Here is a 26,995-nt window from a genome sequence, read left to right as displayed (position 1 = left end):
ATGTCGCAGTTCCTGGATGAGATCGAGGAATGCGTGCCGGCGCTCAGGCGCTATGCGCGGGCCCTTACGCACGATCCCGATCTTGCCGACGATCTCGTCCAGGACTGTCTGGAGCGGGCGATCCGCAAACGCGGCCTATGGAGGCCGTCGGGCTCCGTCCGCTCCTGGATGTTCCGGATCCTCCTGAACATCCACCGCAACGAGGCGAGGAGGAGAAGGCGCGCGCCCGCTCCGCTTCCTCTCGACGCCCTGCCGGGCGATCCACCTGGCCTTGATGCTCAGCCTGGCCGGCTGGCGCTTGCCGAGACGGCTCGGGCGATACAGGAACTGCCCATGGAGCAGCGCGAGGCGCTGCTTCTCGTGGCCGTCGAGGAGATGAGCTATGCGGAAGCGGCGGCCGTACTTGCCATTCCCATCGGCACACTGATGTCGCGCTTGGGGCGGGCGCGCGCGGCGCTGCGCCGCTTGACGGAAACGGGAACGCCGAGACTGAGGTCCGTGAAATGAGCCGGGAGCAGCGCAAGATCACAGAGCACGAGCTGCACGCCTATGTCGACGGCGCGCTCGACGGGCGGGCGCGCGCGGCGGTCGAGGCTTATCTGGCGGAGAATCCGGCAGTGGCCGGGGAGGTGGAGGCTTGGCGGCACCAGAACGAGACACTGCGCGCACTCTACGGACACATGGCGGCCGAGCCGATGCCGCCGCGGCTCGGCGTCTACCGCATCGAGCGGGAGCGCCGGGCAGCGGCCGGACGTTGGGGCCGGGCGGTCGCGGCTGCCGTGATTCTGGTGGCCATCAGCGGAACGGCAGGCTGGTACGGACGCGATATACTGGCGCCCTCCATATCGACGCGGGCTGACCTCGCCGCCACGGCGATGGAAGCCCACAGGATCTATGCCAGCGAGGTCATCCATCCCGTGGAGGTCTGGGCGGATGAGAAAGACCATTTGCAGACATGGCTTTCCAAGCGCCTCGACCGGTCAATCAACGTGCCCGACCTCAGGGATGACGGGCTCAACCTCGTCGGGGGACGGCTTTTGCCGTCTGCAAGAGGGCCGGCCGCGCAGTTCATGTACGAGGACGAGGCCGGGCATCGGGTGACGCTCTACATCATCACCGCCGAAGAGGGACGTGAGACCGCGTTCCGCTATGTCTCGCTCGATCGGCTGGAGGCATTTTTCTGGACGGACGAGGGGATCAGTTGCGCGCTCGTCGGCGACCTTTCCCGCGACCGGCTGCGCGAGATCGCGACGCAAGCCTACGAGCAACTGGGCTGAGCCGCAGGCAAACGCCGCCTCCAGGCGGGCCTGCTCGTAGCGAAAGCGATTTGCTGACTGCTGATGGTGTCAGGTTCAGTTCACGCGCAGCCTTGGAAAATGACCCCGTTTCAGCAATCTTGGCACAGGAAATGATTTGTGAAATCGGGCCAAGGCTTCGCATTGATGTCTTATGGACACCATCATCCCGGCCATTATGCCGAGATTGGAGATGCGTTCACCAGCAGTAGAGCAGGGAGGGGCAACGTGTTTCATTGCCGTGGATTTTGCGGAGGGTCGCTAAGCGCTTGATTTGGCTGGTCGGAGTGGCAGGATTCGAACCTGCGACCCCCTCGTCCCGAACGAGGTGCGCTACCAGACTGCGCTACACTCCGTGACCCGACGGCGGCTTATAACGGGCACGCCGCGCCTTCGCAAGCTGAAACCGTGCCCTCAATAGGGGCTTTCGACATTTCCGGTTTCCACATAGACCGCCTTGATCTGGGAATAGTGGTCGAGCGCTGCAAGGGCGTTCTCTCGGCCGATGCCGGAACTTTTGAAGCCGCCGAAGGGAAGCTCCACCGGTGTCAGGTTATAGGCGTTGATCCAGCAGCTTCCCGCCTGCAACTGGCCGACGACGCGATGAGCGCGCGCCATGTCGCGCGTGAAGACGCCGGCGGCCAGCCCGAACTCCGTGTCGTTGGCTCGCGCGATGGCTTCTTCCTCCGTATCGAAGGAGAAGACGCACATCACTGGCCCGAAGATTTCTTCGCGGGCGATGCGCATGTCGTCGCGCACCCCGGTGAAGATGGTGGGCTCCACGAAGAAGCCCTTCTCGAAGCCCTGCAGGCTGGGAGCGCCGCCCCCGAGGTGCAGATGCGCGCCTTCCTCCACACCGAGCGCGATGTATGACAAGACGCGCTCGCGCTGCTCGGCGGAGACGAGCGGGCCCAGATGCGTGTCCGGATCGAGCGGGTCTCCCAGCCGGATGGCGCGCGTGCGCTCGCTCAGCCGGTCGAGGAAGCGATCGTAGATGCCTTTCTGCAGGAAGACGCGGGTGCCGTTGGAGCAGATCTGGCCGGTGGAACAGAAATTGCCGAGCATGGCGCCGCCGACGGCGTTTTCCACATCCGCGTCGTCGAAGATAATGATGGGCGACTTGCCGCCGAGCTCCATGGTGCCGTGCTTCATCTGGCTGCCGGCAAGCGCCATCACCTTTTTGCCCGTGGCGACGGAGCCGGTGAGGGAGACCTTCGCTACCGCTGGATGGCCTACCAGTTGCGCGCCCACCTCGCCCGCCCCTTGCACGACGTTGAAGAGGCCGTCCGGCAGGCCGGCCTCGGTGAGGATCTCCGCGAGCGCCAGGGCGGAAAGCGGGGTGTTCTCCGACGGTTTGAAGACCATGGCGTTACCGGCGGCGAGCGCCGGGGCCGCCTTCCAGGCGGCGATCTGGATGGGGTAGTTCCAGGCGCCGATGCCGACGGCGACGCCGAGCGGCTCGCGCCTTGTATAGCCGAAGGGGCCGCCGAGCTCGATATGCTCGCCATTGTGGGCGGCGACGGCGCAACCGAAGAATTCCAGCGCATCGGCGGCGGACGCCGCGTCGGCAACCAGCGTCTCCTGGATGGCCTTTCCGGTATCCAGCGTCTCGAGCCGCGCCAGCTCGGCGTTGCGGGCGCGCAGGATGTCCGCCGCCTTTCTCAGGATTCGCCCACGCTCCATGGGCTTCAGCCGCGCCCAGGCAGCCTGGGCGGCGCGCGCGGAGCCCACCGCCAGCTCGACGACATTGGGCGTCGCCAGATGCAGCCGGGCGATCGTCTCGGCCGTCGCGGGGTAGATGACATCGAGGCTTGCGCCTCGCGTATCCTCGGCGAAGTCGCCATTGATGTAGTGCGAGGCCTTTGGCTGGGCGCGCATATTCTTCTCCACGGGGTTAGCGGTCGGAAACCTGCCAGCGCGGGTTGATCCACGGCTGTTGGTTCGACGGCGGCAGGAGGGGCTTGCCGAGGATATGATCGGCGGCCTTTTCGCCCACCATGATCGAGGGCGCGTTGAGGTTGCCGTTGGTGATGCGCGGGAAGACAGAGGAATCGGCCACCCTGAGGCCCTCCACGCCGATCACCTTCAGTTCCGGATCGACGACACTCATGGGGTCGCCCCTGTCGCCCATGCGGCAGGTTCCGCAGGGGTGGTAGGCGCTCTCCGCGTGCTCGCGGATGAAATCGTCCAGGGCCTCGTCGGATGTCACGTGCCCGCCCGGCGAGATCTCCTGCCCGCGATAGGGTGCGAAGGCGTCCTGGGCGAAGATTTCGCGCGTGAGCCGGATGCAGTGGCGGAAGTCGGCCCAGTCTTCCTCATGCGCCATGTAGTTGAAACGGATCTTCGGCGCCTGCCAAGGATCGGGCGAGGCAAGGGTGACCGAGCCGCGCGACTTCGAGCGCATCGGCCCGACATGGGCCTGGAAGCCGTGCACCTCGGCCGCGGCCTTGCCGTCGTAGCGGATCGCGGCGGGCAGGAAGTGGTACTGGATATCGGGATAGTCGACGCCGGGGCGGGAGCGCACGAAGGCAGCCGCCTCGAAATGGTTGGAGGCGCCGAGCCCGGTCTTGAAGAGCAACCACTCGGCGCCGATCAGCGCCTTGGAAAAGAGGCCGAGCTTGGAATAGAGCGTGATCGGCTTGACGCACTCCTGCTGGATATAGAGCTCCAGGTGGTCCTGCAGGTTCTGGCCGACGCCCGGCCGGTCGGCGACAACCCTAATGCCGTTGCGGATAAGTTCCTCGGCCGGGCCGATGCCCGACAGCTTGAGCAGTTTCGGCGAGTTGATCGCGGAGGCGGCAACAACAACTTCAAGTTGTGCTTTAACAACTTGAATCACTTTCTCAACTTCGATCTCTACGCCGACGGCGCGTTGATTCTCTATCACAATGCGCCGCGCGAAGCCTCTGACGAGACTCACGTTTTGCCGCTTGAGCGCCGGCTTCAGATAGGCGTTGGCGGCGGACCAGCGACGGCCGCGATGGATGGTCTGCTCCATCGGCCCGAAGCCTTCCTGCTTGGCGCCGTTGTAGTCTTCGGTCAATTCGAAGCCCGCTTCGCGGCCCGCTTCGACAAAGGTCTGGTAGAGCGGATTGAGCCGCGGGCCGCGCTGTACGTGCAGCGGCCCATCGGTGCCGCGCCAGCCATCCTCGCCGTCCTTCGTGTTTTCCATGCGCTTGAAATAGGGCAGCACGTCCGCGAAGGCCCAGCCCTTGGCGCCGGCTTCGGCCCAGTGGTCGAAGTCAAGGGCATGGCCGCGCACATAGACCATGCCGTTGATGGAGGAGGAGCCGCCGACGACCTTGCCGCGTGGCGTGGCGAGGGAGCGGCCGGCGAGATGCGGCTCGGGCCCGGTGCGAAAGCCCCAGTCGTATCGGGCCATGTTCATGGGGAAGGAGAGGGCGGCCGGCATCTGGATGAAGGGGCCGAAATCGCTGCCGCCATGCTCGATGACGATCACCGAATATTTGCCGCCCTCCGACAGGCGGTAGGCGAGCGCGGAGCCGGCGGAGCCCGCGCCGACGACGACGTAGTCGGCCTCAAGCATGATGCCGCCCTCCGAGCCGCAGCGTCACATAATCCTCCACCAGCGCAATGGCCGACGCCGCGTCCGGCGGGCCGTCCTTGAGGGCGCGGCGGATGTAGAGCCCGTCGATGAGCGCGGCGATGCCCTCGGCCGTGCGCTCGGCTTCCGCGCGCGGCAGAAGGGGTGTGAGCGCGAAGATCAGGTTGGAGTGGAGCCGTCGCGCATAGACGCGCAAGAGGCGCCTGAGCGCCGGCGCGCGCTGCGCCTCCACATAGAAGGCGAGCCAGGCGGCGATGATCTCCGGCCGGAACTGCTTTTGCGAAAAGTTCACGGCGATGATGGCGCGCACGCGGGTAAGGCCGGCGCATCCCTCCACCGCCTGGCTCAGGTCGCGCCCGAGTTCGGCCAGGATATGGCGCATGGTTGCGAAGAGCAGGTCTTCCTTGGCGCCGAAATAGTGGTGTGCAAGGGCCGCCGAGACACCGGCGCGGCCGGCGATCTCCGACATGGTGACATCGAGAGAGCCGCGCTCGCCGATGGCGTGGATAGCGGCGTCGATGAGCGCCCGGCGGCGCAGGGGTTCCATTCCGATCTTAGGCATGGAGGGCAGTCTATTTTTGATTGAGTGATCAATCAAGAAAAATATTGAGAAGTATGAAGAGCGGTGCATGCCGGCCATCCGTTCCAACTTCAGCCCCCGCGACCGCCTCCTCAGGATGTGCTATCAATGGGGTGGCTAAGGAGTCGGCAATGGCGACAGCGGTACGGTTCTCCGCTGGGGGACGCATAGGATGAACCCGGCGGCCATCATCACCGGCGGCGCTTCGGGCGTGGGCCTTGCTGTGGCCGAGCGCCTTCTGGACGATGGCTGGTACGTCGCGGTGGTCGACAGCGACCGTACGGCCTTGGCCGAGGCGGAGGATCTTCTGGCCGGGGAGGAGGCGATCTTCCTTGCCGCCGATGTTACGGACGAGGATGAGGTCGCCGAGGCCTTCGACGCGGCCGTGGGCGCGCAGGGGCTTCTTGCCGCCCTTGTCAATTGTGCCGGCATACGGCGCGAGGCGCCGTTCGAGGAAACGAGCGCGGAGCTTTTCCGGCAGGTCCTCGACATCAATCTGGCGGGCGCCTTCATTGCCTCCCAGGCGGCGCTCGCGCGCATGGGCCAGGGGCTTGTCATCGTCAACCTCACCTCCGTCAGCGGCCTGCGCGCCAATGGCGGCCATGCTGCCTATGGTGCCTCGAAGGCGGGCGTGAAGCTGATGAGCGAGGTGATGGCGCTGGAGCTTGCCGGCCGTGGCGTGCGTGTCAATTGCGTGGCGGCGGGCCTTGTGGAAGCGTCCACCGCCGCCTTCGACGAGGACATGGAGCGCCGCCGTGCCTGGCTGGAGGCGACGCCGCAGCACCGCGCCGCCGAGCCGCGCGACATCGCCGCGGCGGTGGCCTATCTGCTTTCGCCGGAGGCCGGCTTCATCACGGGCCACACATTGGTGGTGGACGGAGGATTCTCGGTCGCTGGATTGCCGCGTGACGGTTGAGCCGAGGCGGTGGCCCAGAAGTCGATACGGCCGAAGCCGGGAAGCTTGATCGCCGGCTGCAGGAGGTCGAAGCCGGCGACGAGGCCCAGAAGGTTGAGCTCCAGCCCCGTATCCCGCCCGAGCGCCAGCCCGGCATAGCCGCCGAGAAAGAGGCGGTAGTCCGTCCAGTCCGCATCGTGCTCGAAGACGAACAGGCCGGGCCGGTAGTCGCGGCCGATGGCGTTGGGCGGTATCGAGGCGCCGAGTTCAGGTACCTGGCTTGCCACATGGGCGACGAAGGAATTGGAATTGGGCCCCGGCCAGATGACGTAGTCGCCTCTGTGGGAATAGGGATAGCTGTCGATGGCAGCGCGCACCGCGGGGATCAGCCGTTCGGCCTCGGCATCGTAAAGCGCCTTCACCACATAGGGCGGGTTGGAATACCAGCGCCCGTCCGGCGGATAGGCGTTCCGGCGCACGGGCATACCCCAGCCGACCTTTTCATAGCGCTCGTAGTCTCCGCCTTCCGGCTTGAGCACGATCCAGGTGTGAACGGAGAGGGCGCCTTTCATGCCGCCGGTGCGGGCGGCGAGCACATAGATGGCCGCTTCCCCGCTTATCGAGGCCGGCGGCAGCATGCCGGTCGCGCTCCAGTCGGCGGCGCCCCAGGAGGAAGGCCGCTCTTCGAGCCACCACCAGCCGGCGAAAACGCCGGCAGGCAGGAGGAAGGCGACAAAAATAAAACTGGCAAGATGCTTGATTTTCCGCACGACGCCCGCTCTTTAACCCCAACCGCCGATGGTGCGGCAGTGATTGATCCCGGCAACAATTGATCCCGGCAATATTGGTAAGAGCATGGCAAATCCGGTTCTGGTCGAGGCGCTGCGCGGCGGCGTGGTGGAAAGCAGGCATCGCGGCGCGGTGGCGGTGGTCGATGCCGACGGCGGGCAGGTTGTCGCCATTGGCGACGTCGAGCGGCCCGTCTTCCCCCGCTCGGCGGTGAAAGCGATCCAGGCTCTGCCGCTCATCGAGAGCGGCACGGCCGATGCCTATCGCTTCGGCAACCGCGAAATCGCGCTCGCCTCGGCTTCCCATTCCGGCGAGCCGGCGCATATCGAACTGGCGCAAGCGATGCTCGCGAGGGCCGGTCTCGACGAGACGGCCTATGAATGCGGCGCCCACTGGCCGACGAACCATGAGACCACGCTCATGCTCGCCCGCACAGGCGGCGCGCCGACGCAACTCCACAACAATTGCTCCGGCAAGCATGCCGGCTTCCTGTGCACGTGTGTTCACAGTGGCATTGACCACCGTGGCTATGTCGGCCACGATCATGCGGTTCAGGAGATGGTGCGCGAGGCGCTGGAAGCGGTGACGGGCGCAGCCCACGGCGTCGACGCCTGCGGCACGGACGGCTGCTCCATACCCACCTATGCGGTGCCGCTGAAGAACCTCGCTCAGGGCTTCGCCCGCATGGCGACCGGCAAGGGCCTTTCCAGCACACGTGCCGCCGCTGCAAGGCGCATCTTCGCCGCCTGCACGGCCGAGCCCTTCTACGTCGCCGGCACGGGCCGCGCCGACACGGCGATGATGGAGGCGGGCAGGGGGCGTCTTTTCACCAAGGGGGGTGCGGAGGGCGTCTTCTGTGCCGCCATCCCCGAACGCGGCCTCGGCATCGCGCTCAAATGCGACGACGGTGCCGGACGTGCGGCCGAAGTGATGGTGGCCGCCGTGCTGCACGACCTCCTTCCCGAGGGCGACCCGCTGCGCGCCGTACTTGCGGCGATGGCGCGCCCGGCGCTGAAGAACTGGCGCGGCATCGAGGTCGGTGCTCTCAGGCCGGCGGGGGCGCTGGGCGGGTGAGAGAGCATTCACACGAACCGCTGCAATGCGTGGATGAGACACGCAGACTGCCGGATCAAGATGTCCAGCGGTTCGCCGTGGATCAGCCTTGGATCACCGTCTGCGGATCCTTCTGCTCGACCTCTTCAGTCCACTGCTGGCGCGCAAGAGGGGAGAACAGTTCCAGGAGATTGCCATCCGGGTCGCGCAAGTGGGCCGCCCGGATCGTCCAGGCGGGGTAGTCTTTCGGCCCGTTCACGAAATCGGCGCCCTTCTCTGCAAGGCGCTTGTGAACGGCATCCACATCATCGACTTGCAAAACGACCACGAAACGATCCTGTTCGCGTGCTGCGGACGGAAGGTCCGTCGTGCCAACGGCTTCTGCCATCAAATCACGGGAGAATAGGGAGATCATAGTTTCGTCCCCAGCCGGGAAGTCGGCATAGGGTCCCGCTTCATCTCCCCAAACCGGCGCAAGTCCGATAACGTCTCGGTAGAACCTGAAGCAGGCGCCGAAATCCTGCACCAGTAGCCGGACACTGTACATCTCCATTTTGTTGTCTCCCACAGAACGGTGTTTTGGAAGGTTAGGTGAAGAGACAGCCATCGCAATAACATCGATCAATTCACCCGCCGCGACAGAATCGGCTATCAACCGGCAATGGCCTCCACCTCCGACTTCCTCAGCCGCCTCGAAGCCCTCGTTTCCCGCTATTGCGCTGAAGTTGCCGCGCCGCACGAGCATCTGGCCGTGCTGCGCTGGCAGATGGCCGAGCGGCATGCGCTCGACGACCGCGCCACCATGCCAGGGCATGTGACCACCAGCGCCATCGTCGTCTCGCCCGACCATGCGCAGGTTCTCCTGATCGACCACATCCACCTCCGCCGCTGGCTGCAGCCGGGCGGGCACTATGAGCCGGCGGAACAGTTCTGCCGGTCGGCGGCGCGCGAGGCGGTGGAGGAGACCGGCATCGCCGGCCTTGCGTTGCATGGCTGGCACCGGGATGGGGATCTGCCCTTCAACATCGACAGTCATGAGGTGCCGGGCAAGGCCGCGCGCGGCGAGGCACCACATCTCCACCACGACCTGCAGTATCTTTTCACGGCCGACCCGCGCCTGCCGTTGAGAGCGCAGCGCGAGGAGGTCCATGCCGCCATGTGGAAGCCCGTCTCCGCTTTGCACGACATCGCGCCAAACGCGGCCGCCCGGCTTGAGCGGGTGAGGTAAACAACGGCCATGACTTCGTAAGCCGCTTCGGCTAACCTTCACCCCGTCGGGCGGCGGGCGTGGAAATCGGGAGTAATCTTAATGCGCTGGAGAGGGCGCCGCCAAAGCGCGAATGTCGAGGACCGGCGAGGGCGGTCCGGCGCAAGTGCATTTCCCGGCGGTCGGATACGCCTGCCCATAGGGCGGGCGGGGCGTGGGGGCGGTCTGTCCTTGTCCTCCCTCATCATTCTCGTCGTCCTGTTTTTCGGCCTGCGCGCCTTGGGCATCGATCCGATGGAGATGCTGGCCGAAGGCCCCGGCGCGCCCAGTGGCGGGACCGTGGAGAGCAGTACCGCGAACGATGAGATGAGCCAGTTCGTGCGCGTGGTCCTTGCCGAGACGGAAGATGTCTGGACCGACCTCTTCGAGGCCGAAGGCAACAGCTATCCCGAACCCTCGCTGGTGCTTTTCGGAGGGCAGATCAGATCGGCCTGCGGCTTCGCTTCTTCCGCCAGCGGCCCGTTCTATTGCCCAGGCGACAAGAAGGTCTATCTCGACCTCAATTTCTTCAGCGAACTTGCCAACCGCTTCGGCGCGGCCGGCGATTTCGCCCGCGCCTATGTTGTGGCGCACGAGGTGGGCCACCATGTGCAGAACGTGATCGGCGTGCTGCCGCGCTTCAACCAGATGCGCCAGCGCATGAGCCAGGCCGAGGCCAACGCCATGTCCATCCGCGTCGAACTGCAGGCCGACTGCTTCGCCGGCGTCTGGGCGCATCACACGGCGCAGAAAGGCCTTCTGGAGGAGGGCGACATCGAGGAGGCGTTGAACGCGGCCAACCAGATCGGCGACGACACCTTGCAGCGGCGAACCCAGGGTTATGTGGTGCCGGAAAGCTTCAATCACGGTACGTCGGAACAGCGGCAGCGCTGGTTCGCGCGCGGGATCGAAAGCGGCCGGCCGACGGATTGCGACACGTTCAACGGACCCATTTGATCATCGATTACTCCGAAGGGGGATTGCCGAATGATGAGAGTTGGAACGGTTCTGGCCCTCCTGGTCTCGCTCGCCGGTGGGGCGGCGACCTCGCAGGCGCCTGAACTGGCGCAGCAGTATCGCCAGCGGCTCCACGGGGCGCTGGAGGAGCTGGCCCAGGTCGTGGCGCGGTTCGAGGAGGATGCCGCCCGCCACGAGATGCGGCGCGAGGAGGCGCTGGCCGCCTACAGCGATGCCGAGGAGCCCTTCCTGCGCGATCGCGGCCTGTCCATGCGCCGGGTCATCGAGCGCTTCGAGCATCTGGAACAGCAGGCCGTGCGCCTCGCCGAGTGGCCGCTCTCGCTGCGCCCCCTGGCGGTTTTCGTCAATCCGGATGGTGACGTTTTGAAGGGCGCGGTAGAGGACTTCGAGCCGGCGGTGCCGCTGACGGCGCATGGCATGATCTGGACTGTCTCCGGGCTGCTCGCCGGCTTCGGCCTTTACAAGACGCTGGCCTTCCCCTTCAGGCGCCGCCGGGCGGCGCGAGTTGCAGAGCGTTAGAAGCTAACGCTCGGCCAGCGCAGGCTCGCCCTTCTTCTCGCGGATCAGGTTGACGAAGCGGCGGAAGAGATAGTGTGAATCCTGCGGGCCGGGGGAAGCTTCCGGGTGGTGCTGGACCGAGAAGACGGGACGGCCGACGAGGCTGATGCCGCAGTTGGAGCCGTCGAAGAGCGAAACATGTGTTTCCTCGACGCCTTCGGGCAGGCTGTCGCTGTCGACCGCGAAGCCGTGGTTCATGGAGACGATCTCCACCTTACCGGTGGTGAAATCCTTGACCGGATGATTGGCGCCATGGTGGCCCTGGTGCATCTTGACGGTTCTGGCGCCGAGCGCCAGAGCCAGCATCTGATGGCCGAGGCAGATGCCGAAGATGGGAACGTCGCTCTTCAAGAGCTCGCGAATCATCGGCACGGCATATTCGCCCGTCGCCTCCGGATCGCCCGGCCCGTTGGACAGGAAGATACCGTCCGGATGCATGGCCAGGATGTCCTCGGCCGTGCTGGTGGCCGGCACCACCGTTACCTCGGCGCCGAGGCTTGAAAGCAGGCGCAGGATGTTGCGCTTGACGCCGTAATCGACGGCGACGATATGCAGCGCGGTCTCACCGGTGGTACCAAAGCCTTCGTCCCAGACCCAGGGCGTCTCGCGCCAGGTGGAGGACTGGCCGGAGGTGACCTGCTTGGCGAGATCCAGGCCGACGAGCCCGCTCCAGGCCTTCGCCTCGGCCTTGAGTGCTTCGACGTCGAACGCTCCGTCCGGCGCGTGGGCGATGACCGCGTTGGCGGCGCCCTTCTCGCGCAGGAGCGCGGTCAGCGCCCGCGTATCCACCCCCGACAGGGCAACGATGCCGCGGCGCTTCAGCCATTCGTCGAGGTGTTCGGCCGAGCGGTAGTTGGACGGTTCGGTGATGTCGGCACGGAAGATGGCGCCCACCGCGCCGGCGCGGGCAGCCGGCGTCAGGTCTTCGATGTCCTCGCGATTGGCGCCGACATTGCCGATATGCGGGAAGGTGAAGGTGACGATCTGGCCGGCGTAGGAGGGATCGGTGAGGATTTCCTGGTAACCGGTGAGCGCCGTGTTGAAGCACACCTCGCCCACGGCGGAGCCTACGGCACCGAGCCCGTATCCTTCGATCACCGTACCGTCGGCCAAGACGAGCAGCGCCGTCGGCTTGGTCTCACCCCAGGGCGCGCTTGTCATTGCCATTTAGAATCTCCATCTACAGGGAGGCCTTGAAATATGTTCCGCCGTGCGCCATATCGCCCGGCGACATGCGAAGGGAGATGGCGTAAAGCCGCAGTCCCTTGCCAACACAGTTAATGTCCATGCAAGGCGCGGACGATAGACGAAGGCCAGCAAGCGGTCAATTACCGCCCTGGAATTGCTTGTGTCCGATTAACATAAGAATCCCAGCAACTTACAAGATAGCGAAACGGTTTGCGTCACAAGTCAGTCGGCGGTATGGTCGCCACTGCGACGGGAGATGAATGCCATGCGCGAGAAAATCGCCCAGGCGCTGAAAGACGCCGTTAAGGAACAGGACAAACGACGCATCTCGACGTTGCGTCTGATCCAGACGGCCATCAAGGATCGCGACATCGCCAATCGCGGAGCCGGCAAGGACCCGGTGAGCGACGAGGACATCATGGATATCCTCATCCGCATGGTGAAGCAGCGCAAGGAATCGGCCAAGGGCTTCGAGGAGGGAAACCGCCTCGAACTCGCCGAGCAAGAGCGCGAGGAAATCGGCATCATTGCCGAATTCCTGCCCCGGCCCCTTGGCGAGGACGACATGAAGAAGGCCTGCGCCGAAGTTGTCCACGAGGTGGGCGCCGACGGGCTGCGCGACATGCGCCGCTGCATGAACGCGCTCAAGGAAAAGTTCCCCGGCCGCATGGACCTTGGTAAGGCGAGCGGCATCGTCAAGAATATGCTGCAGTAGGGGCGGCGAGGGTCACCCCCACTGCATCTCACCGGTCTAGGTCGATACTCGCGGCAACTGCATAGTCGCGGAAGAAAGCCGCCGCGCCATCCTCATCGACCTCGCCGGCCGCCAGCGACATGGCAAATGCGTAAACCGTGCCGTTATCAGCGGTCATGCGGTAGCCGTTCAGGAGCAGGAAAGTGCCTGCCGCAACGATTGCCGTGCGCTTGTTGCCGTCCACGAATGCATGGTTGCGTGCAAGGCCGAAAGCATAAGCCGCCGCCAGCGCGAAAATATCTGGCTCGCCATAGACAGCCTTGTTCTTGGCACGCGCAAGCGCTGATTCGAGGGCGTTGTCGTCACGGATGCCATGGGCGCCGCCATGGCGGCGCAAATGCGTCGCGATGCGACCCATCCGCGAACTCTCCCATGTGACCATAGAGGTGGAGCCGCTGGCGGCGTGAGGGGAAGGGAGGCGCATACCGTTGCGCCTCGCCCTCACCCGAGCTTGTCGAAGCGCGAGGGGAAGGCATGCGCCTTCCTCACAACCATCCTTTCCTGCGGAAGTAGAACAGCGGCAGGATGGCCGACAGGACCATGATCCCCAGCGCTACTGGATAACCCCAGGGCTCGCCGAGTTCCGGCATGAAATGGAAGTTCATTCCGTAGATGGAGGCGATCAGCGTCGGCGGCATCAGGCCGACGGCGGCGACAGAGAAGATCTTGATGATCGCGTTCTGCTCGACCGAGATGAGCCCGACGACGGTGTCGAGCAGGAACGTGATCTTGTTCGATAGAAAGTCGACATAGTTTTCCAGCGACTGCGTATCGCGCTCCAGCGACTTGATCCAGGCACGCGTCTCCTTGCGGGGCTCACCGGCCTCAACGCCCACCTGGATATAGGCGAGCAGCCGGCTGATTCCCGACAGGCTCTCACGCACCTTGGACAGAAAGGTGCCCTGGCTGCCGATGCGCGTCAGCAGGCGGCGGAACTCCTTGGTGCTCATGGGGCGTTCAGCGGCCTGTTTATGCAAGATCGCCTGCGAGGCGGTCTCGATCTCCTCCGTCACGCCTTCCAGGATGTCCGCCAGCCGGTCGGTGGTCGCCTCGATGATGCCGAGCATGACCGAGCGGCCGCTGCACCTGGGGCCGAGAAGGCCGCTGCCGGGTTTCGTGGCGCGGCCGATATAGAGATCGATTGCCTTGGGCTCGCTGTAGCGCACGGTGACAAGCAGCCTATCGGTGAGCACGAAGGAAACGGGGGCGATCTTCCGGTGCCCCATGTCGACCTTGTGGAGGATGGGCACGGTCAGATACTTCACGCCCCCTTCCGTGTAGAAGCGGCTCGATTCCTCGATCTCGGCCATGTCTTCGGTGGTCGGGATGGCGGCCCCCGTCCAGGCTTCCACCGCCTTGTCCTCCTCTGCGGAGGGGTTGAGGAGGTCGATCCACAACGTGCCGGCGGGGAGGGCCTCGCCCGGCTTCGGGTCGACCCGGCGAAGGTGGTCGCCTTCGATGCAAAAGACCTGGATCATGGCGTTGTCTCCTCGAAAGACGCGCCGAGGCTGAATATCAGACCATTATCGCGGCTGAAAGTTTCAGAGACGTTCAAGCAACCTATCGACCAACCGTCCCGCCGCATCCGCGAGCGCGGTGCCGGGCGGGAAGATCTCGGCCACACCGGCTTGCCGTACGGCGTCAAGGTCGTCCGGCGGGATGACGCCGCCGGCGACGATCAGGATATCGCCGCGGCTGCGCTTTTGCAGCACCTCTTTCATCTCGGGGATGAGGGTGAGGTGGCCGGCGGCCAGCGAGGAGACGCCGATGACGTGCACGTCCTTCTCGTCGGCGAGCTTCGCCACCTCTTCCGGCGTCTGGAACATGGCGCCCACCGTGACGTCGAAGCCGAGATCGCCGAAGGCCGTGGCAATGACCTTCTGGCCCCGATCGTGGCCGTCCTGACCGATCTTGGCGACGAGTATGCGAGGCGGCCCGCCGGATTTCTCGCGGAAGGCGGCGACCTTCGCCTCGACCTCGGCGACAGCCTCGTTCTCGCCGATCTCCTTTCGATAGACGCCGGAGATGGTGCGGATTTCCACCACGTGGCGGCCGAAGACCTTCTCCAGCGCGGAAGAGATCTCACCGACCGTTGCCTGGGCGCGGGCGGCGCGAACAGCGAATTCGAGCAGATTCTGGCCCTGTTCGGCAGCCTTGGTGAGCGCATTAAGGGCGCTTTCCACGCCCGCCACGTCGCGCGTCCCCTTCAACTGCTGCAGCTTGGAGAGCTGGCGCGCACGCACCTCGGCATTGTCGATCTTGAGAACATCAACCTCGTGGTCGCTCGCGGGCCGGAACTGGTTGACGCCGATGACGGCCTGCTCGCCGGAATCGATCCGCGCCTGGGTGCGGGCGGCCGCCTCCTCGATGCGCAGCTTGGGCACGCCCTTCTCGATGGCCGCGGCCATGCCGCCGAGGCTTTCCACCTCCTCGATATGGGAAAGCGCGCGGGCGGCGAGGTCATGCGTCAGCCGCTCCACGAACGCCGAGCCGCCCCACGGATCGACGATGCGCGTGGTGCCGGATTCGGCCTGCAGCACGAGCTGCGTGTTTCGCGCGATGCGGGCGGAATGGTCCGTCGGCAGCGCCAGCGCCTCGTCGAAGGAGTTGGTGTGGAGCGACTGCGTATGGCCCTGGGTGGCCGCCATTGCCTCCACCATGGTGCGCACGATGTTGTTGTAGGGGTCTTGCGCGGTGAGAGACCAGCCGGACGTCTGGCAGTGGGTGCGCAGCGACAGGGAGCGGGGGTCCTTCGGTGCGAAATTCTTCTTGACGAGGGTTGCCCACAGCATCCGCGCCGACCGCATCTTGGCCACTTCCATGAAGAAGTTCATGCCGATGGCCCAGAAGAAGGAAACACGCGGGGCGAAGTGGTCGATGTCGAGGCCGGCGGCAAGGCCGGCGCGGGCGTATTCGATGCCGTCGGCGATGGTGTAGGCCAGCTCCAGGTCCGCCGTCGCGCCGGCTTCCTGCATATGGTAGCCGGAGATGGAGATGGAGTTGAATTTCGGCATGTGCTGCGCCGTATAGGCGAAGATGTCCGAGATGATCCGCATCGAGGGCTTGGGCGGGTAGATATAGGTGTTGCGGACCATGAACTCCTTGAGGATGTCGTTCTGGATGGTGCCCGCAAGGTCTTTCTGGGCGACGCCCTGCTCCTCCGCGGCGACGATGTAGAGCGCCATGATCGGAAGCACGGCGCCGTTCATGGTCATCGACACCGTCATCTTGTCGAGCGGGATGCCGTCGAAGAGCTGGCGCATGTCGAGGATGGAATCGATCGCCACGCCCGCCATGCCGACATCGCCAGCCACGCGCGGATGGTCGCTGTCGTAGCCGCGATGGGTGGCAAGGTCGAAAGCGACGGAAAGGCCCTTTTGGCCGGCGGCGAGGTTGCGGCGGTAGAAGGCGTTCGATTCCTCCGCCGTCGAGAAGCCCGCATATTGGCGGATCGTCCACGGGTGGCGGACATACATGGTAGGGTAGGGGCCGCGGACAAATGGCGGCAGGCCTGGATAGGTGTCGAGGAAGGGCAGGTCCTTCAGGTCGTCCTCGCCATAGGCGCGGCGGATGGGGATGCCCTCCGGCGTGTCGCGGCGGCCTTGCGGCCGCTCGCCACTCGCCTTCGCCGGTGGGGACCAGGCAAGGGCGGAGAAGTCAGGGATCATTCGGTTCTCCAAGCCCCTCGTCGAGGCGCGAGGCGGGCAAGGGATCGCAGGCCACCGCCCCGTCGCGCGGCATGGGCTGCCTCTCGGCGGCAAGCGTGGTGACGGGGCGCTCCCGGTCCATCGTGTAGACCGTCGTGCCGATGATCTTGTGCTCGCCCTCGCGAACCTTGCCGAGCCGCTCCATGCGGGCGCTCGCGACGCGCTTCTGGATATGGCCGGCGGCGAGGCTTCTCAAGACCCCGCCTTCGGCCTCGATGCGGCGGAACTCCTCCCACGCCTTCTCGCACAGCCCGTCCGTCAGCGCCTCGATACCGCCGGAGCCGGCGGCCGGATCGGCGACGAAATCAAGCCGGCATTCCTTTTCGAGGATAAGCTGCGTGTTGCGCGCCAGCCTTCGCGCGAAGGCGTCGGGCAGGCCGTGGGTGATGGTGTGCGGCACGACCGAGATGGAATCGGCACCCCCCGTGGCCGCCGCGAAAGCGGCGATGGTGGTGCGCAGGATGTTTGTCTCGGGGTCGCGTGCCGTCATCATGCGGTAGGAAGTCTCGGCGTGGATGGCGACCGGCATAGGGTCGATGGCGCAGGCCTCCAGCATGCGTGTCCATAGTTTGCGCAGCGCTCTGATCTTGGCCATCGACAGGAACTGGTCCTGGTCGACGCTGAGCGCGAAGCCGATATGCGGGGCGGCATAGACCAGCGGCTGGCGCGCTTCTTCGAACATCCTCAAGTGCGAGACGGCGGAAGCCAGCATGATGCCGAGCTCCTGCGCCTCGGTCGCCCCGGCATTGTGGAAAACGCGCCCGTCCGCCTCGAGCAGGATGCCGGGCAGCGCCAGCGCAAAGAAGCCGGCCAGCGACTGCGGCATCGAAGCCTCCAGCGCCTCGATCGACATGCGCAGCCTCCCCGTGCCGGCGAAGAGCGAGGCCGGGTCGATACCGAAGGAGAGGCTGAGGCGGGCGGGATCGGCGCGCTTGTCGCGCAGCACCTGCACCAGCCAGTCGATGGAGGCGCGGCTGTTCGGATGCACATCGATGCGCAGATGGACGTTCCTCAAAAGCACGTCGGTAAGCGCGGCGCGCAGCCCTTCCGGGCTTGCCGGCAGACCGTAGCCGAAGGCGTTGGGTGCGCCGGCAAAGATGAGGGAGAGGCCGGTAGCGCCCTGCGCCAGGTCCTCCTTCGCCTGGGCTGCGGCCCGTGCCGGGTCGGGGTCATCCATGCGCTGGACGAGCGTCCAGGAGGCGCCCGGTTCGAGACGCGGCAGGGGCGATGCGCCAGCGGCGCGCTCGTAAAGCGGCTCGATGCCGATGCCGTCGTCGCTGCGATGGCCAAGAGAACTATAGTCGGTGTCCTTGCCCAGCGAGCGGGCAACGAGTTCCAGCCATTGCTTCCTGTCGACATCGGGAAATTCCGACTCTGTCAGGATCGTTCGATCCATCTTTGTCCCCTGTCCCTTCGTATGCGCGCGGCCATGTTCTGAGTTTAGGATGACGTACCTTTTGCCGCAATGCACCCTTCGGCCTGCAATCGCTTTTCTTGAACGTCGTAAATAGGGCGTGAGAAGGCCCCCTCAAGAACAAGACCCCCTCAAGAACAAGACATTGTGGCATCGGGCACCGCCGATTATACCTGACCGCATGTTATACCTGACCGCATGCCGGCTGCGGCATGGGAAAGAAAAAAGGAGAGGGCATGAGCGGCGAAGATAGCATTTTTCTCGGCGCCAGTCGGCACAACGACGATAGCTATCAGCAGGCCGAGCAGCTCCTGCTGAAATACGCAAATCGGCACGGCCTCGTCACCGGCGCCACCGGCACAGGCAAGACCGTGTCGCTGCAGATCCTGGCCGAGGGCTTCTCCAATGCCGGTGTTCCCGTCTTCTGTGCTGACATCAAGGGCGATCTCTCCGGCATCGCCATGAAGGGCGAGGAGATGGATTTCCTCTTGAAGCGCGCCGAGACGATTAAGCTGGAACCATACGAGTTCCGCGAGACGCCGGTCATCTTCTGGGATCTGTTCGGCGAGAAGGGACACCCGATTCGCGCCACCATCTCCGAGATGGGACCGCTGCTTCTGTCGCGGCTCATGAACCTGTCGGATGCGCAGGAGGGTGTCATGAACATCGCCTTCCGCATTGCCGACGAAGAGGGGCTGCTGCTGCTCGACCTCAAGGACCTGCAGGCGCTGCTCGCCCATATCGCCGAACGGTCCGACGAGATCGGCGCGCGCTACGGCAACGTGTCGAAGCAGTCTGTCGGCGCTATCCAGCGCTCGCTCCTGGTGCTCGAACAGCAGGGTGGGGAGCACTTCTTCGGCGAGCCGGCGCTTCAGATCGCCGACCTGATGCGCACCACCCGCGACGGGCGTGGCTATGTCAGCGTGCTTGCCGCCGACAAGCTGATGATGAATCCGCGGCTTTACGCCACATTCCTGCTGTGGCTCCTGTCGGAGCTGTTCGAGGAACTGCCCGAGGTGGGCGATCCGGACAAGCCGAATCTCGTCTTCTTCTTCGACGAGGCGCACCTGCTTTTCGACGAGGCGCCGAAGGCACTGATCGATCGTGTCGAGCAGGTGGTGCGCCTCATCCGCTCAAAGGGCGTGGGCGTCTACTTCGTCACGCAGAACCCGCTCGACGTGCCCGACAGCGTTCTGGCGCAGCTCGGTAACCGCGTGCAGCACGCGCTACGTGCCTACACCCCGCGCGAGCAGAAGGCGGTGAAGACAGCGGCCGACACTTTTCGCCCCAATCCTGACTTCGACTGTTTCGAGGCGATCACGAAGCTGGGCGTAGGGGAGGCGCTGGTCTCCACGCTCGAGGCGAAGGCTGTTCCCTCGATCGTCCAGCGCACGCTCATCCGCCCGCCGTCCTCGCGCATGGGCACGATCACCGATGCCGAACGTCAGACGGTTATTGGACAAAGCCCGGTCGCCGCGCAGTACGACAAGGAGGTCGACCGGGAGTCGGCCTTCGAGAAGCTGCAGAAGCGCACTGCCGAGAAGGCCATGGAAGAGGAGCAGCCGCCCAAGGAAACCGCGGAGGCGGGAGGATCGGGCTGGTCACTGCCGGGTTTTGGCGGCCGCTCGTCCGGCAGCAAGAGCTCCTACCGGCGCCAATCGGTGACGGAAGCCGCCGTCAAGTCCATCATCCGCTCGGTCGGTACGACGCTGGGGCGGGAAATTATCCGCGGGGTTCTGGGGAGTTTGAGGCGGCGTTGAAGCCCTCCCTCCATCGACAAGGTCAGGAAGGGGAGGGGATTACCCGGCTACACCGCGTAGACCCCGTCGGTTACCAGGACCGGCGTTCCCTCCGGAACGCGGTCATAAAGGTCGATCACGTCCTGATTCATCATGCGCACGCAGCCCGATGACACGGACTTGCCGATCGTCCACCACTCCGGCGAACCGTGGATACGGTAGAGCGTGTCCTTGCCGCCCTCGTAGAGATAGAGCGCGCGGGCGCCGAGCGGGTTCATGATGCCGCCTTCCATGCCGCCGTTCCATTCGCCGGTGGCCTTGTCGAACTCCGTGCGGTATTTCTCCAGCTCCGGCTGCCGCTCGATCATCTCCTCCGGCGGGTGCCACTTCGGCCACACCCGCTTTCTTTCGATGTCCGCCCGGCCCGCCCAGGCGAATCCGGCGCGTCCAAGGCCGACGCCATAGCGCAAGGCCCGGCCGCCGCCGCGCACGAGGTAGAGGAAGTGCTGCGAGGTATCGACGACGATCGTGCCGGGCTGTTCGCCCGTCGGGTCGGCCACTTCCTGGCGGTAGAGCCGTGGGTCCAGCTTCTCGATGGGGACGGGGGGGATCTCGTTGCCGTTATCCACCCTCGCGCCGTACATGGCACGAAAATCGGAGACGCCGGGCGCCGGCGGCGGGCGCAACGACGCCAGGCGGGCCGGCGCATACGCCGTCTGGGTGGAAGGCACCGAAACGCAGCCGGCAAGTGCCGCTGTGGCGGCGCTGGCCGCCGTGGCAGAAAGGAACCGGCGGCGGGTCATGGCGGGGGAGAAGGGCTCAAAGGTGGACATGGGTCTCTTCTATTCGGTCAAAAAGGCTTCGTGCAATCCGGTGGAAACCTACGCAAGGAACGGCTGAGTCGGCTAAGCGAACAAGCATAAGCCTGTAATTCGGGCGGGAGGGTGAATTTGGCAAGGCAGCGCCGCATTATCGATCCGACCGCTTACGATTTGTAACGCGTTGATGCAGGCCGATCTCCATCAACTTGCCGTGATAAGGCCCTCGAGAGAGGGCAGGATGAGCTCCGGTTGATGGTCGGCATATTCGTCCGGCTGTTGTGTGCGATTGATCCACACGGTGCGAAAACCGCAGCGGGTGGCACCGGCAATGTCCCAACGGTTCGATGACTGGAAGGAGACGGCGCTCGGATAAATACGCCACGACATGGTTACCAAGTCGTAAACGGCGGGATCCGTCTTGAACTTGCGGGCATCGTCCGCCGAGAAGACGTCGTCGAGAACGGTCTCCAGCGCCGCCGAGCGCACAGCCGCCTCGAGCATCGCCTTGGAGCCGTTGGAAAGGATGGCAAGCCGCGCGCCCGCGGCCTTCAGCGCCCTGAGTACGCTCGGCACCTCCGGATAGCAATCGAGATGCCAATAGGCCTCCAGGAGCTTGTCCCTGAGGCCGGTGTCTGCCGAAGGGACCTTGCGGAAGGCGTAGTCGAGCGCCCGCTCGGTGAGCGTCCAGAAATCGACATGCTCGCCCATCAGCGTGCCGACCCAGGAATACTCCAGCTGTTTGGCGCGCCATATATCAGAAAGAAGCTGCCCCTCGGGGCCGATCTCGCCGGCGTGCTTGCGCACGGCGGCGTGCACGTCGAATAGCGTGCCGTAAGCATCGAAAGCGAAAGTGGAAAAGCGCATGTCCAAACCTTTGGAAACAACCCCACTTGACCGCAAGTGCCGCCTGCGGTCAAGAACGGCTGGACCGACGCGTGGGTGGATGTGACAATTGACGGCGCCTTTCCGGGTGCTATCCCTATCGCCCATGGAAAGAACAAGGAGGCGAAACGCCATGAATGCCCTGCCGGAGGCGCAATCCACCACCTGGACCTTCCTCGACGGAGACTGGCACGAGGGCAACGTGGCAATCGCCGGGCCGCGCACCCACGCCATGTGGCTGGGCTCGTCCGTCTTCGACGGCGCGCGCTGGTTCGAGGACGTCGCGCCCGATCTCGACCGCCACGCCGCGCGGGTGAACGCCTCGGCGCGCGTCATGGGCCTCAATGCGCTGAAGCCGGCGGAGGAAATCTTTGGGCTGACCTGGGAAGGGCTGAAGAAGTTCGACGGCAAGACGGCCGTCTATATCCGACCCATGTACTGGGCCGAGCATGGCGGCTACATGAGCGTGCCGGCGGAACCTTCCTCCACGCGTTTCTGCCTATGCCTCTACGAGGCGCCGATGATCTCGCCGAAAGGCTTCTCCATTGGCGTCTCCCGTTTCCGCCGCCCGACGCTCGAGACCATGCCGACCAACGCCAAGGCCGGCTGCCTCTACCCGAACAATGGGCGAGCGATCCTCGATGCCAAGGCGCGCGGCTTCGACAATGCGCTGGTGCTCGACATGCTGGGCAACGTCGCCGAGACCGGCACCTCCAACATCTTCCTCGTCAAGGATGGCCAGGTCTTCACCCCGGCGCCGAACGGCACATTTCTCTCCGGCATCACGCGCGCCCGCGTCATGACCCTGCTTGCCGATGCCGGCTCGCCGGTGGTTGAGAAGACTTTGAGCGTTCAGGACTTTCTCGACGCCGATGAAATCTTCTCCACCGGCAACCACTCGAAGGTTGTGCCGGTCACCCGCATCGAGGATCGGGAACTTCAGCCGGGCCCTGTGGCCAAGAAGGCGCGCGAGCTTTATTGGGAATGGGCGCATTCGACGCCTGCCGGCTGACCTGTTAGGAACGATCGGCGCGGGCCGGAGTTGTCAAAGCGCACACCCGACCCCATCTGCGAGTCGCTAGATTTTCAACTGCTGTTACGAGGGAGACCGAATATGGCCTTTGAACTGCCAGACCTGCCCTATGACTACGAGGCGTTGCAGCCCTACATGTCGAGGGAGACGCTCGAGTTCCACCACGACAAGCACCACAAGGCCTATGTCGACACCGGCAACAAGCTGGCGGCGGAAGCCGGCATGGACAACCTGTCGGTGGAAGAGGTCGTCAAGCAGTCCTTCGGCAAGCACCAGACCCTCTTTAACAATGCCGGCCAGCACTTCAACCACATTCACTTCTGGAAGTGGATGAAGAAGGGCGGCGGCGGCACCAGCCTGCCCGGTGCGCTTCAGAAGGCCGTCGATAGCGACCTTGGCGGCTACGACAAGTTCAAGGCCGACTTCATCAACGCCGGCGTCACCCAGTTCGGCTCCGGCTGGGCATGGCTTGCGGTGAAGGACGGCAAGCTTGAAATCATGAAGACGCCCAACGGCGAGAACCCGCTGGTCCACGGCGGCACGCCGATCCTCGGCGTCGACGTTTGGGAGCATTCCTACTACATCGACTACCGCAACGCGCGGCCGAAATATCTGGAGGCCTTCGTCGATAACCTCGTCAACTGGGACTATGTCCTGGAGTGCTACGAGAAGGCGATCTGAGCGCGAGGCGCCAGCGGAGTGTTTGCAAAACCCGGCCTTTGCGCCGGGTTTTCTTTTGCTGGTATTTGAGCGGCCTCATTCATCGGCATCTCACGAAAGCGTGATTGAGACAGGCCCACATTTGAGCCAATCCCACGCAGCGGTCGGTATGGTTGCGATGGGGTGACCTTCGGAGATTGCTGATGAAACGATTCGTGGTTTACGCTTCGGCGCTTTGCGCCCTCTTCATTTCTGCCGCCGCCGTGACGGCTGCGGACGATCCCATTGCGGTGCGCAAGGCGTTGATGCAGTCGAATGCGGCCTCGGCGGCGGCATCGGGCGCCATGCTGAAGGGGGAGCTCGACTACAACCCGGCCGTCGCGAAGGCCGCGCTCGCCACTTTCAACGCAACCGCGCAAGCCTATGGCGACTATTTCCCTGAAGGCTCGGAGAACGGCGGGGACACGACGGCCGCACCGGCGATCTGGGAAGATCCGGAAGGATATCAGGAGGCGCTGGGCAAGTTTCAGGCGGATGTGGCTGCGGCGCTCGAGGCTTCCGGCAAGGGCGGCCCTGCGGACCTTGCCGCCTTTCAGCAAGCGGTCGGTCCGGTGCTTTCCAACTGCCGAAGCTGTCACGAGGATTTCCGCATCCAGAACGACTGATGACCCATGCTGCGCAAGCTGCTTTATGCCGTTGCCCTGATTCTGGTCGCGGGCGGCGTGTTCTGGCTTGTCACGGAGCCGGAGCGGCTTGACGCGGCAACCCTTGCCGGTCTGCGGCCGGGCGATCCTGAGCGCGGAGAGCGCATTTTCCAGATCGGCGGCTGCGCCTCCTGTCACGCACGCCGGGGCGCCAAGGGCGCGGCGGAACTGGAGCTTGCCGGTGGTCTTGCGCTCGAGACCAGCTTCGGCACTTTCGTGGCGCCGAACATATCGCCGGACCCGGAGCATGGCATCGGCACCTGGGAGGAAGCTGATTTCATCAACGCCGTGATGCGCGGCGTCTCACCCGAGGGCGAGCACTATTATCCGGCGTTTCCCTATACGTCCTACGCGCGCATGGAGCCGCAGGACGTGGCCGACCTCTTCGCCTACTTGAAGACGCTGCCGCCGGTCGCCGAGAATGCGGCGGCCCATACGCTTTCCTTCCCTTTTACGCTGCGGCGCGGCCTCGGGCTGTGGAAGCGCCTATACCTGAGCGAGGAGCCGGTGATCAGCTTTGCCACCGGCGCGCCGGAAGAGGTGCTGCGCGGGCGCTATCTGGTGGAGGGGGCGGGGCACTGCGGCGAGTGCCACACCCCGCGCTCCTTCATCGGCGGCTTGAAGGATGATCGGTGGCTTGCGGGTGCGCCGGCACTGGAGAGGGAAGGGACCGTGCCCAACATCACGCCGAGCCGGGACGGCCTCGGTTCGTGGTCCCCTGCCGATATCGTCTACTACTTCGAAACCGGCTTCACACCCGACTTCGATTCCGTCGGCGGCACCATGGCCGCTGTGCAGGAGAACCTGGCGAAGCTGCCCGCGGAGGACCGGGAAGCGATTGCGGCGTATTTGAAAGCGGTGCCGGAAGTGGGGAAGAGTGAGTAGTGAGTAGTGAGTAGTGAGTAGTGTTCAGCGTCGGTGCCCGTTCACTAATCACTACTCACTATTCGCTATTCACTTCTTTTCCCACCGCCTTCAGCATGAATGCATAGCTGAACGCCACCTCCTCCAGCCTTGAAAAACGGCCCGAGGCGCCGGCGTGGCCGGCGTCGAGGTTGATCTTCAGCATGATCGGATTGTCGCCCGTATTGTTGTCACGCAGGCACGCCACCCATTTCGCCGGCTCCCAATAGGTCACGCGCGGGTCTGTGAGGCCGGCCAGCGCCAGGATGGCGGGGTAGGGCTGTTCGCGCAAATTGTCGTAGGGCGAATAGGCGGCGATGGTCCGATAGTCTTCCTCTTTGGCGATGGGATTTCCCCATTCGGGCCATTCTGGCGGGGTGAGCGGCAGCGTGTCGTCGAGCATGGTCTCGAGCACGTCGACGAACGGCACGGCCGCCACGATGGCACGAAAGTCCTGCGGGGCCATGTTGGCGATGGCGCCCATCAGCATGCCGCCGGCCGAGCCTCCTTCGGCGACGAGCCGGTCGTGACCGGTGTAGCCTGCCGCCACCAGATGGCGGGCGCAGGCGATGAAGTCGGTGAAGGTGTTCGGCTTCTTCTCCCGTTTTCCCTCCTCGTACCAGGCATAGCCCTTGTCTTTACCGCCGCGGACATGGGCGATGGCGTAGACGAAGCCGCGGTCGACCAGTGACAGGCAGTTGGTGCGGAAGGCGGCGGGGATGGTGATGCCGTAGGCACCGTAGCCGTAGAGCAGGCAGGGGGCGGTACCGTCGAGCTCAATACCGCGGCGGTGGACGAGGGAGATCGGCACAAGTTCGCCGTCGGGTGCCGCCGCCATCAGGCGGCGCGTGACATAGTCCTCGGGATTGTGGCCGGAGGGCACCTCCTGTGTTTTCAGGAGAGTGCGCTGGCGTGTGCGCATGTCGTAGTCGAATTCCTGCGCCGGCGTCGTCATCGAGGAGTAGGTGAAGCGGAAGGTCTCCGTGTCGTATTCGAGGGAGCCGCCGAGGCCCAGCGAATACGCCTCCTCGCCGAAGTCAATCACATGCTCGTCGCCGCTTTCCCGCTCGCGCACGACGATGCGCGGCAGGCCGTCCTTGCGCTCGAGGCGCACGAGATAATGCCTGAAGGCGAGGATCGACAGGATCAGCCGCCCCGGCTCGTGCGCCACCACATCGCGCCAGTTGGCGCGCGACGGGTCGGCGGCAGGCGCGGTCATGACCTTGAAGTCCTTGGCGCCGTCTGCATTGGTGAGGATGAAGAATTCCTCCCCCGCCGGCTCCATGTCGTATTGCACGCCGGTCTCGCGTGCCGCCACAACGCGTGGAGCAGCGCTCGGATCGTTCGCCGGCAGAATGCGGTACTCGGTTGTCTCGTGGTCGTGAACGCTGATGAATATCCAGTCGTCGAGCCGGCTGCCGAAGACGTTCATGAAGAAACCGGGATCGGCTTCCTCGTAGATGAGCCGGTCTTTTGCGGCATCTTCGCCCAGCGCGTGGAAGAAGACCTTGGAGGGACGGTGGTTGTCGTCGAGCCGCGTATAGTAGAAGCCGCCGCCGTCGGCATTGAAGGTGCCGGAGCCGCTGGCATTTTCCACCCGGTCTTCAAGATCGCTCATAGAGGAGAGGTCGCGGACCCTGAGCGTGTAGAACTCCGAGCCTTTCTCGTCCGCTCCCCACAGAAGGTGCTTGTGGTCGGGCGAATGGCCGATGCCGCCGATATGGAAATAGGCTTTGCCTTCAGCCTCCTTGTCGCCATCGAGCAACACCTCCTCCGCGCCGCCTTCGCGCGGCGTGCGGAAGAAGCGCGGATGCTCTCCGCCCTCCCGGTAAGCGCTGCCATAGGCATAAGGGCCATCCTTCATGGGAACGGAGGAATCGTCCTCCTTGATGCGGCCTCTCATCTCGGCAAAGAGCGTCTTCTGCAGCGCCTCGGTGCCGGCCATGAGCTGCTCGTGATAAGCATTCTCCGCCTCCAGATGCATGCGGATGTCGGCAGCGAGCAGGGACGGGTCCTTCAGCACCTCCTGCCAGTTCTCGGCCCTCAGCCAGCCATAGTCGTCCGTGCGGGTGATGCCGTGGCGGGTGTCCTGGCGCGGGCGCTTTTCCGGACGGGGCGCGGGGAGAGAGGGAAAGGCGGCCTTCTGCGGCATGGTGGGTGGGATCCTTGTCGAAGGGGACAATCTGAGGTGCCGAGTCGTATGAGAATGAACAGGGCCTTTGGCTTCGGTT

The 26,995-nt window shown here is 64.7% G+C and carries 27 protein-coding genes and 1 tRNA gene; 13 read left to right on the top strand and 15 right to left on the bottom strand.

What is annotated here, in order from left to right:
* Both GPJ75_RS14620 and GPJ75_RS14615 read left to right on the top strand, forming a co-directional pair.
* The gene (locus GPJ75_RS14620) at positions 1 to 507 is read left to right on the top strand and encodes a sigma-70 family RNA polymerase sigma factor (protein ID WP_163269065.1); all 507 of its coding nucleotides are present in this window, start codon (positions 1 to 3) and stop codon (positions 505 to 507) included.
* Complete coding sequence (locus GPJ75_RS14615; RefSeq protein WP_163269064.1) at positions 504 to 1,277, top strand: anti-sigma factor family protein; 774 nt, start codon at positions 504 to 506, stop codon at positions 1,275 to 1,277. Before GPJ75_RS14620 ends, GPJ75_RS14615 begins: the two co-directional genes overlap by 4 nt.
* Here GPJ75_RS14615 and GPJ75_RS27735 read toward each other — a convergent pair.
* The 5 genes from GPJ75_RS27735 to betI all read right to left on the bottom strand — a co-directional run bounded on the left by GPJ75_RS27735 (position 1,198) and on the right by betI (position 5,422).
* The gene (locus GPJ75_RS27735; RefSeq protein WP_163269063.1) at positions 1,198 to 1,440 is read right to left on the bottom strand and encodes a helix-turn-helix domain-containing protein; all 243 of its coding nucleotides are present in this window, start codon (positions 1,438 to 1,440) and stop codon (positions 1,198 to 1,200) included. The genes GPJ75_RS14615 and GPJ75_RS27735 overlap by 80 nt on opposite strands.
* Positions 1,441 to 1,574: 134 nt before the next feature.
* Positions 1,575 to 1,651: transfer RNA gene (locus tag GPJ75_RS14605), tRNA-Pro, on the bottom strand.
* Between the two features lie 58 nt (positions 1,652 to 1,709).
* Positions 1,710 to 3,173: a betaine-aldehyde dehydrogenase gene (betB, locus tag GPJ75_RS14600; protein ID WP_163269062.1), complete on the bottom strand. Its 1,464-nt coding sequence runs from the start codon at positions 3,171 to 3,173 to the stop codon at positions 1,710 to 1,712.
* Between the two features lie 16 nt (positions 3,174 to 3,189).
* Positions 3,190 to 4,842, bottom strand: a complete 1,653-nt coding sequence (betA, locus tag GPJ75_RS14595) for a choline dehydrogenase (protein ID WP_163269061.1) — start codon at positions 4,840 to 4,842, stop codon at positions 3,190 to 3,192.
* Positions 4,835 to 5,422, bottom strand: coding sequence for a transcriptional regulator BetI (gene betI, locus GPJ75_RS14590; protein ID WP_163269060.1), 588 nt, complete (start codon positions 5,420 to 5,422; stop codon positions 4,835 to 4,837). Before betI ends, betA begins: the two co-directional genes overlap by 8 nt.
* Positions 5,423 to 5,612: 190 nt before the next feature.
* On the opposite strand from betI, the gene GPJ75_RS14585 reads away from it, so the two are divergent.
* Entirely contained in the window at positions 5,613 to 6,356 is a 744-nt protein-coding gene (locus GPJ75_RS14585) for an SDR family NAD(P)-dependent oxidoreductase (protein WP_163269059.1), read from the top strand.
* Here the strand turns inward: GPJ75_RS14585 and GPJ75_RS14580 are convergent.
* Positions 6,263 to 7,105: a DUF3750 domain-containing protein gene (locus GPJ75_RS14580; RefSeq protein ID WP_163269058.1), complete on the bottom strand. Its 843-nt coding sequence runs from the start codon at positions 7,103 to 7,105 to the stop codon at positions 6,263 to 6,265. The two genes, GPJ75_RS14585 and GPJ75_RS14580, sit on opposite strands and share 94 nt — an antisense overlap.
* A gap of 85 nt (positions 7,106 to 7,190) precedes the next feature.
* Between GPJ75_RS14580 and GPJ75_RS14575 the strand changes: the two genes are divergently transcribed.
* Complete coding sequence (locus GPJ75_RS14575) at positions 7,191 to 8,198, top strand: asparaginase (protein ID WP_163269057.1); 1,008 nt, start codon at positions 7,191 to 7,193, stop codon at positions 8,196 to 8,198.
* Positions 8,199 to 8,280: 82 nt separating this feature from the next.
* On the opposite strand, the gene GPJ75_RS14570 is transcribed toward GPJ75_RS14575, so the two are convergent.
* Entirely contained in the window at positions 8,281 to 8,730 is a 450-nt protein-coding gene (locus GPJ75_RS14570) for a VOC family protein (RefSeq protein WP_163269056.1), read from the bottom strand.
* 108 nt (positions 8,731 to 8,838) lie between these two features.
* On the opposite strand from GPJ75_RS14570, the gene GPJ75_RS14565 reads away from it, so the two are divergent.
* The 3 genes from GPJ75_RS14565 to GPJ75_RS14555 all read left to right on the top strand — a co-directional run bounded on the left by GPJ75_RS14565 (position 8,839) and on the right by GPJ75_RS14555 (position 10,920).
* Positions 8,839 to 9,405 carry an NUDIX hydrolase gene (locus GPJ75_RS14565; protein ID WP_163269055.1) on the top strand — a complete coding sequence of 189 codons (567 nt, stop codon included), beginning with the start codon at positions 8,839 to 8,841 and terminating at the stop codon, positions 9,403 to 9,405.
* Between the two features lie 81 nt (positions 9,406 to 9,486).
* A complete protein-coding gene (ypfJ, locus tag GPJ75_RS14560; protein ID WP_163269054.1) occupies positions 9,487 to 10,380 on the top strand; it encodes a KPN_02809 family neutral zinc metallopeptidase in 894 nt (297 codons plus the stop codon).
* A 30-nt stretch (positions 10,381 to 10,410) separates the two neighbouring features.
* On the top strand, positions 10,411 to 10,920 hold the full coding sequence (locus GPJ75_RS14555; RefSeq protein WP_163269053.1) for a DUF2937 family protein: 510 nt from the start codon (positions 10,411 to 10,413) through the stop codon (positions 10,918 to 10,920).
* A gap of 3 nt (positions 10,921 to 10,923) precedes the next feature.
* Here GPJ75_RS14555 and carA read toward each other — a convergent pair whose 3' ends face one another.
* The gene (gene carA / locus GPJ75_RS14550) at positions 10,924 to 12,126 is read right to left on the bottom strand and encodes a glutamine-hydrolyzing carbamoyl-phosphate synthase small subunit (RefSeq protein ID WP_163269052.1); all 1,203 of its coding nucleotides are present in this window, start codon (positions 12,124 to 12,126) and stop codon (positions 10,924 to 10,926) included.
* A 286-nt stretch (positions 12,127 to 12,412) separates the two neighbouring features.
* On the opposite strand from carA, the gene GPJ75_RS14545 reads away from it, so the two are divergent.
* A complete protein-coding gene (locus tag GPJ75_RS14545) occupies positions 12,413 to 12,862 on the top strand; it encodes a GatB/YqeY domain-containing protein (RefSeq protein WP_163269051.1) in 450 nt (149 codons plus the stop codon).
* Between the two features lie 28 nt (positions 12,863 to 12,890).
* Here GPJ75_RS14545 and GPJ75_RS14540 read toward each other — a convergent pair whose 3' ends face one another.
* The 4 genes from GPJ75_RS14540 to GPJ75_RS14525 all read right to left on the bottom strand — a co-directional run bounded on the left by GPJ75_RS14540 (position 12,891) and on the right by GPJ75_RS14525 (position 18,004).
* Complete coding sequence (locus tag GPJ75_RS14540) at positions 12,891 to 13,259, bottom strand: type II toxin-antitoxin system death-on-curing family toxin (protein ID WP_246249066.1); 369 nt, start codon at positions 13,257 to 13,259, stop codon at positions 12,891 to 12,893.
* A 127-nt stretch (positions 13,260 to 13,386) separates the two neighbouring features.
* Complete coding sequence (locus GPJ75_RS14535) at positions 13,387 to 14,379, bottom strand: magnesium transporter CorA family protein (protein WP_163269050.1); 993 nt, start codon at positions 14,377 to 14,379, stop codon at positions 13,387 to 13,389.
* 63 nt (positions 14,380 to 14,442) lie between these two features.
* Complete coding sequence (gene scpA / locus GPJ75_RS14530; RefSeq protein ID WP_163269049.1) at positions 14,443 to 16,569, bottom strand: methylmalonyl-CoA mutase; 2,127 nt, start codon at positions 16,567 to 16,569, stop codon at positions 14,443 to 14,445.
* A complete protein-coding gene (locus GPJ75_RS14525; protein ID WP_163269048.1) occupies positions 16,559 to 18,004 on the bottom strand; it encodes a methylmalonyl-CoA mutase family protein in 1,446 nt (481 codons plus the stop codon). The genes scpA and GPJ75_RS14525 overlap by 11 nt, the downstream gene beginning before the upstream one ends.
* Before the next feature lie 254 nt (positions 18,005 to 18,258).
* On the opposite strand from GPJ75_RS14525, the gene GPJ75_RS14520 reads away from it, so the two are divergent.
* Complete coding sequence (locus GPJ75_RS14520) at positions 18,259 to 19,782, top strand: helicase HerA-like C-terminal domain-containing protein (protein ID WP_163269047.1); 1,524 nt, start codon at positions 18,259 to 18,261, stop codon at positions 19,780 to 19,782.
* Positions 19,783 to 19,829: 47 nt separating this feature from the next.
* Here the strand turns inward: GPJ75_RS14520 and GPJ75_RS14515 are convergent, their stop codons facing one another.
* Together GPJ75_RS14515 and GPJ75_RS14510 are read right to left on the bottom strand one after the other, a co-directional pair.
* Positions 19,830 to 20,594, bottom strand: coding sequence for a L,D-transpeptidase (locus tag GPJ75_RS14515; RefSeq protein WP_163269046.1), 765 nt, complete (start codon positions 20,592 to 20,594; stop codon positions 19,830 to 19,832).
* 189 nt (positions 20,595 to 20,783) lie between these two features.
* The gene (locus GPJ75_RS14510) at positions 20,784 to 21,446 is read right to left on the bottom strand and encodes a haloacid dehalogenase type II (protein WP_163269045.1); all 663 of its coding nucleotides are present in this window, start codon (positions 21,444 to 21,446) and stop codon (positions 20,784 to 20,786) included.
* 151 nt (positions 21,447 to 21,597) lie between these two features.
* Between GPJ75_RS14510 and GPJ75_RS14505 the strand changes: the two genes are divergently transcribed.
* The 4 genes from GPJ75_RS14505 to GPJ75_RS14490 all read left to right on the top strand — a co-directional run bounded on the left by GPJ75_RS14505 (position 21,598) and on the right by GPJ75_RS14490 (position 24,746).
* Positions 21,598 to 22,476, top strand: coding sequence for a branched-chain amino acid aminotransferase (locus GPJ75_RS14505; protein ID WP_163269044.1), 879 nt, complete (start codon positions 21,598 to 21,600; stop codon positions 22,474 to 22,476).
* A gap of 102 nt (positions 22,477 to 22,578) precedes the next feature.
* Positions 22,579 to 23,178, top strand: coding sequence for a superoxide dismutase (locus GPJ75_RS14500; RefSeq protein ID WP_163269043.1), 600 nt, complete (start codon positions 22,579 to 22,581; stop codon positions 23,176 to 23,178).
* A gap of 182 nt (positions 23,179 to 23,360) precedes the next feature.
* Positions 23,361 to 23,822 carry a c-type cytochrome gene (locus tag GPJ75_RS14495; protein ID WP_163269042.1) on the top strand — a complete coding sequence of 154 codons (462 nt, stop codon included), beginning with the start codon at positions 23,361 to 23,363 and terminating at the stop codon, positions 23,820 to 23,822.
* A gap of 6 nt (positions 23,823 to 23,828) precedes the next feature.
* Complete coding sequence (locus GPJ75_RS14490; RefSeq protein ID WP_163269041.1) at positions 23,829 to 24,746, top strand: cytochrome c; 918 nt, start codon at positions 23,829 to 23,831, stop codon at positions 24,744 to 24,746.
* Positions 24,747 to 24,804: 58 nt separating this feature from the next.
* Here GPJ75_RS14490 and GPJ75_RS14485 read toward each other — a convergent pair whose 3' ends face one another.
* Complete coding sequence (locus tag GPJ75_RS14485) at positions 24,805 to 26,916, bottom strand: S9 family peptidase (protein WP_163269040.1); 2,112 nt, start codon at positions 26,914 to 26,916, stop codon at positions 24,805 to 24,807.
* Positions 26,917 to 26,995 lie beyond the last annotated feature (79 nt).

The organism is Chelativorans alearensis, from assembly GCF_010993735.1.
Classification (GTDB): domain Bacteria; phylum Pseudomonadota; class Alphaproteobacteria; order Rhizobiales; family Rhizobiaceae; genus Chelativorans; species Chelativorans alearense.
This window is presented reverse-complemented; position numbering and strand designations above follow the sequence as displayed.